Source organism: Streptomyces sp. NPDC090045, from assembly GCF_044747975.1.
In the GTDB taxonomy this organism is placed as follows: domain Bacteria; phylum Actinomycetota; class Actinomycetes; order Streptomycetales; family Streptomycetaceae; genus Streptomyces.
In genome coordinates, this window is record NZ_JBIVFA010000001.1 from 646,478 (window position 1) to 658,816 (window position 12,339).

The window sequence follows — 12,339 nt, forward strand, 5'->3', positions numbered from 1 at the left end:
GGGAGCGGGACTCAGCCGCGCTGGATGCCCGAGGTGTCGTTCAGGATGCCGCGGCGGCCGTCCTGGGTCTGCGCGACCAGGGTGGCCGGACCGCGCTGCTCGACGGCCAGGTACCAGGTGCCCGGGGCGAGTTCGGCGATCGGGGTGGGGGTGCCGTCCTCGGCGAAGAGGGGGCGGGCCACCGGAACGGCGAACCAGAACGGCGTGAAGTCGGCCGCCGGAGCGGGCGTCGCAGCCGGCTGGTGGGCCTCCTGCGGGGCCGGCGTCGGGGTGCCGCCGTACGGCGGGACCGGCTGCGGGGTGGAACCGTAGGGCTGCTGCCCGCCCGGGTAGCCGTACCCGGCGCCCGGCTGGGGCTGGCCCGGCTGGCCCGGCTGGCCCGCGTACGGCGGGACGGCGGCCGGCTTCGGCTCCGGCACCAGCTGGCCCGCGAGGGCCGGGATCTTCGCACCGGCCACGGCCACGCCGGCCAGCGCCAGGGTGGCGAGGAAGGCGAGGACGGCGCCGGCGCCCAGGTCGAGCTGGCTCGGGCAGGTGATCAGCGCCCACAGCGCCGACCAGGCGGCCGAGACGGCGAGCACGGTGCCCCACGCCGCCAGCGGCAGGCCCAGGACCTTGCGGGTCTCCGGCTGGAAGCGGCCCGCGATGAGCAGGCCGGCGGCGATGAAGCCGAGCAAAAAGACGCTGGGGAGCACGAGGCGGTAGGCGTCGGTGTCCCACGCGCTCGGCAGGTCGCCACCCGTGGTGGAGTAGAAATCGAGGAACGAGGCGATGAACAGCAGCGCCGCTGCTCCGATCACCACGCCGTCGCCTCGAGTGAGGGAGCGGATGTTCACGTCTTAGGTGTCCTTCTCGGTCTCGGTCGTCTCGTGGTGCCGCGGTCGCAGATCGCGCCTGCACAGGGCGGGCGGCACCATGGTACGGAGGTTCCCCGCGGCCGAGATGATCGGGGCGGCGAGCAGTCCCGATCGGACTGCCGCGAGGGACTACCCGCCGAGGAAGCCGACGATGCCGTCCGCGATGCCCTGCGCCGCCTTCTGCCGCCACTCCGGACTCGTCAGCTGCGCCGCGTCCTTGGCATCACGCATGTTGCCGCATTCGATGAACACCTTGGGCCGAGTTGACAGGTTCAGTCCGCCGAGGTCGTCACGAACGACCAAACCGGTACCGCTGCCGAGGTAGTTGGCGGGGGCCGATCCGGTGGTGCGGGCGAAGTTCCCGGCGATCCGCTCGCCGAGCTCGCGGGAGGGTCCGACGATCTTCGCGGTGTCCGCGGCGCCGCCCTTCACCTTGGCCGGCAGGATCACGTGGAAGCCGCGGCTGCCCGCGGAGACCCCGTCGGCGTGGACGGACACGACGGCGTCGGCGTTCGCCTCGTTGCCGATGCGGGCCCGCTCGGTGATGCACGGGCCCCACGGGCGGTCCTGCTGGTGGGTCAGGACCACCTTCGCGCCCTGGGCCTCCAGGGCCGCCCGCAGCCGCAGGGACACGTCGTAGGTGAACTCCGCCTCCATGTAACCGGAGTTGGTGGTGGTGCCGGTGGTGTCGCACTCCTTGTGACCCGTACCGATGTCGACCTGCTGGTCGATCTCGTCGGTGTGCTTGAAGTTGCCCGTGTTGTGGCCTGGGTCGACGACCACGGTCTTGCCCGCGAGCCGGCCCTTGGCGGGCGCGGGTACGGGGGCGGCCGCGGGCGAGCTCGCGTCCGTACTCGGGCTGCCGCTCGGGCTGCCGCTCGGGGTGGAGCCGGGCTTCGCGTCCCGCCCGCCCGGCGACAGGGACGAGTGCGAGGCGGGCAGCGACCGGGGCTGCTGCCCGTCGGGCTCGGATCCGGACAGCACCTGGGTCAGCACCCAGCCCGCCAGACAGGCCGGGGCGAGCGCGGCGACTCCGACGACGAGCGTGGAGCGTCGGGTGAACCAGGGCCGGTCCGGACTGACCGAGGAACCGGACTCGGGGGGCGGGTAACTGTCGTCTTTGCGCACGCGGCGATGCTAGACCGCCCCGCTGCCGCCCGGCCGGAACTGGGCCATCCGGGGGCGTGGTGCGCTTATATGAGCGGCCGCTTCCTCCCCCGGCCGGTAGCTTCCCGTTCACCTTCAAGTTACCGGGGGGTTGTGTTCATGTCCGAAATCAGCACAGTCGGTGCGGAGGCAGGGACCGGGGGCCGGGGGCTCCTGTTCCGGGGGAAGGACGTCGAGGAGCTCAGCGACCTGATACGCGTGCGGTTCGCACCGCATCGGTTATCGGTGCTCGACGATCATCCGCTCGACGGTCGTCTCAGGTGCCTCCACGCGGGGACGGTCGCGATGTACGAGCTGGGATACGGCTCGGAAGTGGACGTCACGCCCGAAGCGCCGCTGGACTTCTACAACGTCCACGTCCCGCTCGCGGGTGGCGGCGCCGTGAGCGTGAACGGAAAGCCGCTCTCCTCCCCGCTCAGCATCGCGGGACCGGGACAGAAACTGGCCATGCGCTGGAGTCACGACAGCGTCAACCGGACTCTGATCATCCCGCGCCAGAACATCGACCACGCCCTTGCCGTTCGGCTCGGCGACCTGCCGCAGAAGCCCGTGGACTTCGTTCCGGTCTTCGACGATCGGGCGGACCCCGTGAAGGCGTGGCTGGGCGTGGTGCGGCACTTCGCCGAATTCGCCGACTCCGCCCTCGCCGCCCGGTCGCCGCTGGCGCTGGGCCACTTCGAGAAGCTCCTCGTCGACGGTCTGCTGGACGCGCAGCCCCACCTGCTCAGCGAATCGGTGGCCGGCCGCGACTGCACCGCCCTGCCCGGCGCCGTACGCCGCGCCGCCGTCTTCTGCGCCGAACGCGCCGACGAGCCCATCTCGGTGGCCGACATGGCGCAGGCCGCCCGGGTCGGCGTGCGGAGCCTGAGGGAGGGCTTCCGCACGCACATGGGCACCACACCGCTGGCCTACCTGCGCACCGTGCGGCTGGACCTCGCGCGCCGCGATCTGCTCGCGCTCGCCGACGGCCACGCGTCGAAGACCGTCACCGATGTGGCCCTGCACTGGGGTTTCACCCATTTGGGCCGATTCGCCGGACACTATCGCAAAGCCTACGGGGAAACCCCTGCGCAGACGTTGCGCAGTGTCCGGCGAGCCGGGCGACTGCAGAGCGGCGGGGCTCCGCGCTATCCCGAAACGCGCCCGCGCCCCGCCGGAAGCGGATAGCTGCACCTCTTGCGGCAGGGCCATGCTGAGGTCCTGTCGGCCCGGACCACACGCCGACCGTGCACGTGACGCATCTCCTGCCGGCCGCATCCACAGGTGCCCGGGGAGATGCCTCGGGGCAGCTGAAAGCGGCTGTTTCCAGCTCAGATGTCACATCAGCAAACGGGGAGAACCACTTCATGCAGCTCAAGCGAACCCTTGCCGTCGGCGCGTCCGCCTTCGCCCTGTCCCTCTTCCTCGCTCCGGCGTCGGCGACGGCGCTGGAGGCGGAGCCCGGCGCCGGCGCCTCCACGCCGCTCCTGGCCCAGTTCATAGAGGGCGGCGGGACGGCGGACCTCGCCCTCCAGGCCGAGCCCGCCATCGGGTACATCATCAACCAGAGCGGCAAGTGCCTCGAGATCTCGAACTCGTCCACCGCCAACGGCGCGCGGGCCCAGCAGTGGGACTGCAAGAACCAGCCCGGCGCGAAGTGGGGCATGGCCGACGCGGGTGGCGGCACCTACTACCTCTACAACGCCCACAGCGGCAAGTGTCTGGAGATCGAGAACTCGTCCACCGCCAACGGCGCGCGGGCCCAGCAGTGGGACTGCAAGGGCCAGGCCGGCTCGAAGTGGCGGTTCTACGTGGTCGCAGGCCAGGCCGCGAAGGTCGTCAACGCCAAGAGCGGCAAGTGCCTGGAGATCGAGAACTCCTCCAAGTCCAACGGCGCGCGGGCCCAGCAGTGGGACTGCAACGGCCAGCTCGGGGCCTACTGGCACTAGGCACCCGCGCCCGACCCGAGAAGTGACCTCCGTGCGGTCCGGACCGCACGGAGGTTCCTTCATGCCCGACCGGAGCCGGCGTCGGAGCCGGTGTCTAGATGCCGGACCCGGTGCGGCGCAGCACGCGCAGCGAGTCGGTGACCGAGATCTCCTCGAAGGCGCCGGAGGCGAGGGCGCGCAGGTAGATCCGGTACGGGGCCTGCCCGCCGTCGGCCGGATCCGGGAACACGTCGTGGATGACCAGCGTGCCGCCCTCCGCGACGTGCGGGGCCCAGCCCTCGTAGTCGCCGGTGGCGTGCTCGTCGGTGTGGCCGCCGTCGATGAAGACGAAGCCGAGCTTGCCGCCCCAGGCGGCGGCGACCTGCGGGGACCGGCCCACGATCGCGATCACGTGGTCTTCGAGACCGGCCTTGTGCAGGGTCCGGCGGAAGGTGGGCAGCGTGTCCATCAGGCCGATCTCCGGGTCGACGACCGTCGGGTCGTGGTACTCCCAGCCCGGCTGCTGCTCCTCGCTGCCGCGGTGGTGGTCGACGGTGATCGCCGCCACGCCGGCCTCGCGGGCGGCATCGGCCAGCAGGATGGTGGACCGGCCGCAGTACGTCCCGACCTCCAGCAGCGGCAGCCCGAGCCCGGCCGCGGCCGCGGCCGCCTCGTACAGCGCGAGCCCCTCCCGTACGGGCATGAACCCCTTGGCGGCCTCGAAGGCGGCGAGGGTCTCCGGCTTGGGGTGGGCGGCCATGGGTTCCTCCGGCGTTCAGCGTGTCGTGGCGGCCCATGGTGCCCTACCGCCCGGTAGGGCGCCATGCCGGGGCCCACCACGGCGCTCCGCCGTCGCGTCAGCCGTCCACGTCGGCGCAGATCGCCTGGACCGTGAGGTCCACTGGGTCGGTGTGGCCGTTCTGGATCGTGCCGTCCCAGCGTGTGTTGTCCTCCCCGGGAACGATGCCGGACCGCACCACGTGGATGTTCGGGGATTCGACGTTCACGTAGACACCCCCGCCCGTCACCTTCTTCCCGGTCGGACAGCTGACGGTGAGGCCGCAGGTCGAGCCGGCCGTGCACTCAAGGGTCCGCGTCAGCACCTCATGGCCCGTGAACCCGCTGCCCGAGCCGCCGGACGTGGTGGATTGCGCGCTCTGGGAGCAGCTGACGTTCTGGGTGCCGGTGAACGTGTTGTGCGCGCCCACCTGCCCTGCCGGGTAGCAGACGAGGGTGATCGAGGGCACGTCGAGGAGCGAGAGCAATGAGCCGTCGTCCGCGGCGTGCGCGCCGCCCGCCCCGAGCAGGACCGCCGCCAGGGCGGCACTGCCGATCGCCGCCAGCCGTTGCCTTGTCGTGGGCCTCACTCGTGGGCCTTCCATGTCATTCCGCGGAGTCGACACAGACGGCCCAGGCAACGAAGGTGTCAGGCTCATCGGTGTCGTTCCTGGCGGACACCACCCATTCGGTCCCGTTGGGGGAGCTGGAGCCAGGAGCGTTGAAGATGGTTTTGAGCTGCGGCTCCTTCTGGTAGCCCCCGCCCGTGATCACCTTCCCAGGAGGGCAGGTGGCCGTGGCCACTCCGAAGTCATGCGGCGCCACGGAGATGGCGTCGGAGAACACGACCTCCTGCCCGGTGACACCACCGTCCGCCGGGGTCGCCGGGTTACTGACGGACTGGGCGGTGCTCTGGCTGCAATTGATGTTCTGCGTGCCGTTGAAGGTGTTACCGCTCCCGACCTGCCCGGAGGGGAAGCAGACCGCCCCGATCGCCGGGTTGTTGAGGGCCGATGCCAGTTCCCCGTCAGCTGCGGCTCCGCCGGCGGAGAGGGTGACCGCCGCGGCGGCAGCCGAACACACGATGGCAAGTGCTCTGGTGAGTTTTATTCGGACAATCCTTTCGTTGTCTACTTGAGCAGGCTGCCGAGGCCGGTGGCGTTCGCCGGCGCGGGCGACAGCCCGGAAGCGAGGCCGGTGATCTGGCGCTTGGCGTCACGGACCGTCGGGGTGAGGAAGCGGAGCGACAGCAGGTTGTCGATGCTGAGGGGACCGGCCAGAGCGCTGTCGCCCGGGCGGTTGGGGGTGGGAGCGGCCTGGGCGCAGGGAGCGGAGGCGAGCCCGACGGCGATCGCCAGGGCTGCCCCCGACACGATGCGGGCAACGGTGAGGTGGGCCATGACGGCCCCAACGCCGCCGGTACCGCCCGGTTATGGGCCATGGGCCGGGCGGGGCGGCTTTTTCGCCCGGCTGGAGCCGCCGGTTACGCGATTTGGGCTACCTGTGCGCGGTCGTGTGATTACGCTCGGCTACGGAGACCGAAAACGAGCTTGAGGGGTGGCTGCCCATGGTCGGCGTCCGCGATCTCGACCCCAGCGCCTCGCCGCTGGATTACTACGGCTACGAACTGCGCCGGCTGCGCGAGGGCGCCGGGCTGAAGCAGTCGCAGCTGGGCGACATCATCTACTGCACCGGCTCGCTGATCGGTCAGGTGGAGAACACGAAGCGGGTGCCGACGCGGGACTTCTCGGAACGGGTGGACGCGGCGCTGGGCACGGACGGGCACTTCTCCCGGTTGGTGGGGCTGGTCCTGCGGAGCGTCTTGCCGACGTGGTTCCAGGCGTACGCGGAGATGGAGGCCCGGGCGTCTTATCTGTCCTCGTTCCAGCCGCAGTTGGTGCACGGCCTGCTGCAGACCGAGGCGTACGCTCGCGCGGTGCTGGGCGTGTGGACCGAAGAGGGCCTCGATGCCAAGGTGGCCGCCCGGCTGGAGCGGCAGCGGATCCTCGACCGCGATAACCCGCCACTGATGTGGGTGGTGATGAGCGAGGCCGTACTGCACCAGGAGATCGGTGGCAGGCAGGTCATGCGAGAGCAACTTGCCCACCTGGTGGCGCTGAGGCGGCGGGAGTGGGTGCAGGTGCAGATCCTGCCCTACGAAGCGGGTGCCCATGCTGGTCTGCCGGGTGAGTTCAATCTCCTGCGCTTTGACGACGACCCGGACCTCGTCTACACCGAGGACTTCGTCCAGGGCTATATGACGGCCAATCCGCAAGCTTTCAGGGAGGGTTCGCTCCGATACGATCACTTGCAGGCCGCCGCCCTCTCGGTGGAGGAGTCGGCGGCACGAATCGCCCGCGTAATGGAGGAACGCTATGGAGATCATCCAGAACCTGACGGGCGCACGGTGGCGTAAGTCCTCGTTCAGCTCCGACACCGGGGGCAACTGCGTCGAGTGCGCCCCCCTCGGCACCGTCGCCTGGCGCAAGGCCTCGTACAGCGGCGACACGGGCGGCGAGTGCATCGAGGTCGCCGCTCAGCCCTGCCTCGTCGCCGTTCGGGACTCCAAGGACCCCGACGGTCCCTTCTTCACCGTCCGCCCGGCGGCGTTCTCGGCGTTCGTGAGGGCCGTCTCTGTATGATCCGCCCCTACTGGGGCCAGGGGGCGGAGACATGGAGAACGTAGGGCCGGGCGGGCCGACGCACGTGGGGCCGTTCGAGGTCGTCGGGGTGCTCGGGCAGGGTGGGATGGGTCGGGTGCTGTTGGGTGCCGGGCCGGACGGGCGACTCGTCGCCGTCAAGCAGGTGCTCGCGCACTTCGCGGACGACGAGGGCTTCCGGGCCCGGTTCCGGCGTGAGGTCGCCGCCTCGCGCAAGGTGTCCGGGGCCTACACGGCCGCCGTGATCGACGCCGATCCGGACGCGCCGACGCCCTGGCTGGCCTCGGTGTTCGTGGGCGGACCCTCCCTGGCGGCCGTGGTCAGGGCGGACGGGGTGCTGGACGGGGCCGTCGTCCACCGGCTCGCGGCGGGACTGGCGTCGGCCCTGGCGGAGATCCACCGGGCGGGGCTGATCCACCGCGACCTGAAGCCCGACAACGTGCTCCTCGCCGAGGACGGGGTACGGGTCATCGACCTCGGCATCGCGCGGGCGACCGAGGGCGAGTCCGAAGGCGACGCCGGGCTGACGCGCACCGGCTGGGTGATCGGTTCGCCCTCCTTCATGTCGCCCGAGCAGGCGGAGAGCAAGCCGCTGACCCCGGCGAGCGATGTGTTCTCGCTCGGTTCGGTGCTGGTCATGGCGGTCACCGGCAGCAGTCCCTTCGCCGGGACCTCGACCCTGCAGACGCTCTACGACGTGGTGCACTCCACGCCCGACCTCGGCGCCGTACCCGCGGGGCTGCGCGGGATCGTGGAGCGGTGCCTGGCCAAGGACCCGGCCGAACGGCCGACCCCGGCGCAGTTGCTCGAACTCCTCGGCCCGGTCGCTCCGGCGGGGCGGCAGTGGCCGCCGGCCGTGTACCGGATGCTCGCCGAGCAGCGGGCGGGCATCGACCGGCTGCTCGGCGGCGGCGGCCCGGACGGCGAGGTGGAGCCGACCGGCCCGGAGCCCGTGTACCTGCACGAGCCGGTCGCCGTACCCGTATCCGTACCCGTACCGGCACCGGAGGGTGGACCGGTCGCGCCGACGCCGACCCGGGACGCGCCGGTGCCCGTCCCTTCCCGCCCGGGGCCGTCGCCCCGGAGCCCGTGGCGCCGTCCTCGCCGGATCGCGGCCCTGGCGGCGGCCGGTGTGCTGCTGGTGGCCGGTACCGGGGTGGCGCTGTACGTACGGGACCGGGTCACGGCTCCCGTCGCCTACACGGCCGTCCCCAGTTGCCAGGTGGCGCGCAGGGAGCTGCAGCCGCAGTTGCTGCTGTCGACCACGGACACCAGGTCCGAGACGGCCGCGGGCGTGAAGTCGAGCTGCAACGCGAGCGGCGGTACCGCCGCGTCGCCGACCGCGCTGGTCCGGTGGGACCTGAGCCTCGGCGGCAACGCGGACACCAACGCGGCGACGCAGAAGGCGCGTTTCCAGTCGGAGGCGGCCGGTCAGCGCGAGGCGCCCCGCCTCGGGTTCGGCACCGAGGCCTACTGGGGGTCCGCCGGGGCCGACTGGACCTGCGTCCTCGCCGTACGTGAGGGCAACCTCTCCGTCTGGGTGGGCCTCCGGGCGAAGCCGTACACCAAGGGCGCCTGCGAGATGACGGCGAAGGAGGTCGCCCGCGGCGCCCTGAAGGCCTCCCCGCGCCGCTGACCGCCCGCCCGTCTGCCTCCCCGCGCCGCTGAACGTTCGGATCCCGGGAACCAGCGGGCCTGCACGCTCGTCGTCCGTGACGAGAACCTGACCGTCCGGGAGGTGGCGGAACGCGCATGACGGCTCCTCGTCCGCACGGTGACGGTTTGCAGGATCCACGCCGGTATCGGGGAGGGGCAGTACAGGCATGGAGAGATCAGAGCTGTCCGCGTCGGAGTTCGTCGGGCCGTTCCGGGTGATCGCCGTGCTCGGCCAGGGCGGGATGGGCCGGGTGGTGCTGGGGGTGGGGCCGGACGGGCGGTACGTCGCGGTCAAGCAGGTGCACGCCGAGCTGCTGGCCGAGGACGAGGAGTTCCGGGCGCGGTTCCGCCGCGAGGTGGATGCCTCGCGGCGGGTGGCCGGCGGCTACACCGCAGCGGTGATCGACGCCGACCCCGACGCCGAGACGCCGTGGCTCGCCTCGCAGTTCGTGCCGGGGCCCTCGCTGAGCCAAGCCGTGGACGCCACCGGGCCGCTGCCCGAGCAGGCGGCGCGCCGACTGGCCGCCGGGCTCGCGCAGGCGCTGGCCGACGTACACCGGGCGGGGCTGATCCACCGGGACCTCAAGCCGTCCAACGTGCTGCTCGCCGAGGACGGCGTACGGGTCATCGACTTCGGCATCGTGCGGGCGGTGGGGGACCAGACCCGGATCACGCACAGCGGCTCGCTCATCGGGTCGCCCGCGTACATGTCGCCCGAGCAGGCCCTGGGGCAGGAACTCACCCCGGCCACCGACGTGTTCTCGCTCGGCGCGACCCTCGTCATGGCCTGTACGGGGAAGCCGCCGTTCGCCGGGAGCTCGGTGCCGCGGATCCTGCACGAGGTCGTGCACTCCGAACCGGACCTGAGCGAGGTACCGCCTCGCCTGCGCGAGGTCATCGCGTGGTGCCTGGCCAAGGACCCGGCCGACCGGCCGACCTTGCGCGAGCTGCTGAGCAGGGTGGGCGGGCTGACGCCCTCGGCGCGGCCGTGGCCGGAGGCGGTGAACACGCTGGTCCAAGAGCAGGTGGACGCGACGGCCGGGCTGGTCAACGGGGCCACGGCTCCGCAGACCGCCGGTGGAGCGGCACCGTGGTGGCGTCGCCCGTGGCCCCGGCAGCGGATCGTGCGGGTTGCCGTGGCGGGCGTCGTGGCCGTGCTGGCGCTGACCGTGTGGCGGCCGTTCCTTGCGGACACCTACCGCGAGTTCATCGCGGATGTCCGGTCGACAGGGCTGGATCAGAAGAAGGACAAGTACCCGGCGAAGCCCCCGTCCTGCCAACAGGTCTGGGACGAGCTGCGCGTGCCGTCCGGTTTCGCCCAGCCGGCCGGGTTCGGACCGGTCGAGAAGTACGGCTCGGCCTATGCCCGCTGCACCTGGACCAACCGGACCGGTGACGCGATCGAAGCGGAGTGGCAGTTCTTCACGACCGGCCAGGGTGAGGGCACCGGGGCCGAGCAGGCGAAGCGGATGTACGAGCACTTCTACGAACGCGGCCGGACCCGGCGTGACAACGACCTCGGGTTCGCCGACGAGGGGCTGTGGCAGAAGCCCCAGGACGACAGGTTTCCGAACTGCCGTCTGTACCTACGGGAGGTCAACATGCTGGCCACCGTCTCGGTGACGGGCCCCCGCTACCCGTCCGGCACCTGTGAGGCGGTCACGCGGGAGCTCGCCGCCTCGGTCGTGGAGTCGGTGGGGAGCCGATGAGACCGCTCAAGACCTCGGATCCGGCCACGGCGGGACCGTACCGGCTGCTCGCCGAGCTCGGCCGGGGCGGCATGGGCCGCGTGCTGCTCGGCGCCGCACCGGACGGGCGGCTCGTCGCCGTCAAGCAGGTGCACGCCCGGCTCGCCGACGACGACGGCTTCCGCATCCGGTTCCGGCGCGAGGTCGCCGCCTCGCGGAAGGTGTCCGGCGCCTTCACGGCCGCCGTCCTGGATGCCGACGCGGACGCGGACTCGCCGTGGCTGGCCTCGGTGTTCGTGACCGGGCCCTCGCTGGGGGCGGCGGTGGAGCGCGCCGGGGCGCTGCCCGAGGAGACCGTACGGAGGCTCGCCGCCGGGCTGGCGGCGGCCCTCGTCGAGATCCACCGGGCGGGGCTGGTGCACCGGGACCTCAAGCCCGACAACGTGCTGCTCGCCCGGGACGGGGTACGGGTGATCGACTTCGGGATCGCGCGGGTGGCCCGGCCAGGCGAGGTCACTGAGCTGACCCAGGCCGGGACGGTGATCGGCTCGCCCGCGTTCATGTCGCCCGAGCAGGCCGAGGGCGGTGAACTGACCCCGGCGAGCGACGTGTTCTCCCTCGGGTCCGTCCTGGTGCTGGCCGCGACGGGGCGCAGTCCCTTCGTGGCGGCGTCGGTGGCACTGACCCTGTACAACGTCGTGCACGCCGAACCCGACCTCCTCGGCCTCCCGCCTGGGCTGCGCGAGCTCGTCACCCGGTGCCTGGCCAAGGATCCGGCGGCCCGGCCGTCCCCGGCCGAGATCCTGGGCCTGACCGGCGCGGCCGACGGCACGCTGTGGCCGCCCGCGGTCGAGCGGATGGCCGCCGCCCAGCAGGAGGAGATCGACGGGCTCCTCCGGGACCCGGACGGCGCGGCCCGTGCGCTCGCAGGCCCGGGCGCTGACCCGGACGTGGACCCGGAGGCGCCGACCGCCACCGCCCCGCAGGCCGTCGGCCCGGCGCGTTCCCACGCGCCGCGCGGCCGGCGGCTGCGGCTGCGCCCGCGGTACCTGCTGCCGCCCGCGGTCGTCCTCGCGGCGGCCTGCGCCGGGGCGGCCTACGCGTTGCTCGGGGAGGAGTCGCCGGTGGCCCCGGCGGACCGGTATCTGAGCGTGCCGCGGTGCGCGGAGGCGGCCGGGAAGCTGCCGCTGCCGCCGCTGGAAACGCGCCAGTCCGGCGAGAACGAGTCACCCGTGCAGTCGTACGTGGGCTGCAACTGGGTGGCGGCCTTCGACGCGGTCGGCGGCGAGGAGGAGCCGAAGCCGCACGCGTCCGTCAGCTGGTCCCTGGAACGCAGCGGCCGCCTCCCGGGCAGCGGGACCTCGCGGACGCGGTTCAACCTGGGCAGCGGGCGGCCGGAGACCGGTGTCGGGGCGGGGGACGGCGCGAACTGGTCGACTCCGGGGACCGGGGAGACCTGTGCGCTGGGCGTGAGCGACGGCAACCTCCTGGTGCGGGTGGCGCTCGGCGGCCCGCAGCACCCCGCGGAGACCTGCGAGACCGAGGCGAAGGAGATCGCCCGGGCGGCACTGGCCGCCGCGCCACGCTGAGCCGCGTCGCCGCAGGGCGTGCGGCGCGTGCCGGGGTG

At 72.3% G+C, this 12,339-nt stretch carries 13 protein-coding genes; 7 read left to right on the forward strand and 6 right to left on the reverse strand.

All coding sequences use genetic code 11. From position 1 onward, the window contains the following. Nucleotides 1–11 precede the first annotated feature (11 nt). Nucleotides 12–836, reverse strand: coding sequence for a hypothetical protein (locus tag ACIPYQ_RS02980; RefSeq protein ID WP_361768822.1), 825 nt, complete (start codon nt 834–836; stop codon nt 12–14). A gap of 150 nt (nt 837–986) precedes the next feature. After that, the gene (locus tag ACIPYQ_RS02985) at nt 987–1,985 is read right to left on the reverse strand and encodes an N-acetylmuramoyl-L-alanine amidase (protein ID WP_401245538.1); all 999 of its coding nucleotides are present in this window, start codon (nt 1,983–1,985) and stop codon (nt 987–989) included. A gap of 138 nt (nt 1,986–2,123) precedes the next feature. Between ACIPYQ_RS02985 and ACIPYQ_RS02990 the strand changes: the two genes are divergently transcribed. Both ACIPYQ_RS02990 and ACIPYQ_RS02995 read left to right on the forward strand, forming a co-directional pair. Then, nucleotides 2,124–3,191, forward strand: coding sequence for an AraC family transcriptional regulator (locus tag ACIPYQ_RS02990; protein WP_401245540.1), 1,068 nt, complete (start codon nt 2,124–2,126; stop codon nt 3,189–3,191). A gap of 179 nt (nt 3,192–3,370) precedes the next feature. Beyond that, nucleotides 3,371–3,952 carry an RICIN domain-containing protein gene (locus ACIPYQ_RS02995; RefSeq protein ID WP_401245542.1) on the forward strand — a complete coding sequence of 194 codons (582 nt, stop codon included), beginning with the start codon at nt 3,371–3,373 and terminating at the stop codon, nt 3,950–3,952. A gap of 94 nt (nt 3,953–4,046) precedes the next feature. On the opposite strand, the gene ACIPYQ_RS03000 is transcribed toward ACIPYQ_RS02995, so the two are convergent. The 4 genes from ACIPYQ_RS03000 to ACIPYQ_RS03015 all read right to left on the reverse strand — a co-directional run bounded on the left by ACIPYQ_RS03000 (nt 4,047) and on the right by ACIPYQ_RS03015 (nt 6,108). Further along, nucleotides 4,047–4,691, reverse strand: coding sequence for a class I SAM-dependent methyltransferase (locus ACIPYQ_RS03000; protein WP_401245544.1), 645 nt, complete (start codon nt 4,689–4,691; stop codon nt 4,047–4,049). Nucleotides 4,692–4,788: 97 nt separating this feature from the next. Continuing rightward, a complete protein-coding gene (locus ACIPYQ_RS03005) occupies nt 4,789–5,298 on the reverse strand; it encodes a hypothetical protein (protein WP_401245545.1) in 510 nt (169 codons plus the stop codon). Between the two features lie 16 nt (nt 5,299–5,314). Continuing rightward, entirely contained in the window at nt 5,315–5,791 is a 477-nt protein-coding gene (locus ACIPYQ_RS03010) for a hypothetical protein (RefSeq protein ID WP_401245546.1), read from the reverse strand. A 47-nt stretch (nt 5,792–5,838) separates the two neighbouring features. Continuing rightward, complete coding sequence (locus ACIPYQ_RS03015; RefSeq protein ID WP_401245547.1) at nt 5,839–6,108, reverse strand: hypothetical protein; 270 nt, start codon at nt 6,106–6,108, stop codon at nt 5,839–5,841. A gap of 167 nt (nt 6,109–6,275) precedes the next feature. Here ACIPYQ_RS03015 and ACIPYQ_RS03020 point away from each other — a divergent pair, with 167 nt between their 5' ends. The 5 genes from ACIPYQ_RS03020 (at nt 6,276) to ACIPYQ_RS03040 (ending at nt 12,301) form a co-directional block, all read left to right on the forward strand. Further along, nucleotides 6,276–7,124 (forward strand): helix-turn-helix transcriptional regulator, encoded by an 849-nt coding sequence (locus ACIPYQ_RS03020; protein ID WP_401245549.1) that lies wholly within the window; start codon nt 6,276–6,278, stop codon nt 7,122–7,124. After that, a complete protein-coding gene (locus tag ACIPYQ_RS03025) occupies nt 7,084–7,350 on the forward strand; it encodes a DUF397 domain-containing protein (RefSeq protein ID WP_401245551.1) in 267 nt (88 codons plus the stop codon). The genes ACIPYQ_RS03020 and ACIPYQ_RS03025 overlap by 41 nt, the downstream gene beginning before the upstream one ends. 31 nt (nt 7,351–7,381) lie before the next feature. Then, the gene (locus ACIPYQ_RS03030; RefSeq protein WP_401245553.1) at nt 7,382–9,004 is read left to right on the forward strand and encodes a serine/threonine-protein kinase; all 1,623 of its coding nucleotides are present in this window, start codon (nt 7,382–7,384) and stop codon (nt 9,002–9,004) included. Between the two features lie 187 nt (nt 9,005–9,191). Then, entirely contained in the window at nt 9,192–10,733 is a 1,542-nt protein-coding gene (locus ACIPYQ_RS03035; RefSeq protein ID WP_401245555.1) for a serine/threonine-protein kinase, read from the forward strand. After that, complete coding sequence (locus ACIPYQ_RS03040) at nt 10,730–12,301, forward strand: serine/threonine-protein kinase (RefSeq protein WP_401245557.1); 1,572 nt, start codon at nt 10,730–10,732, stop codon at nt 12,299–12,301. Before ACIPYQ_RS03035 ends, ACIPYQ_RS03040 begins: the two co-directional genes overlap by 4 nt. Nucleotides 12,302–12,339 lie beyond the last annotated feature (38 nt).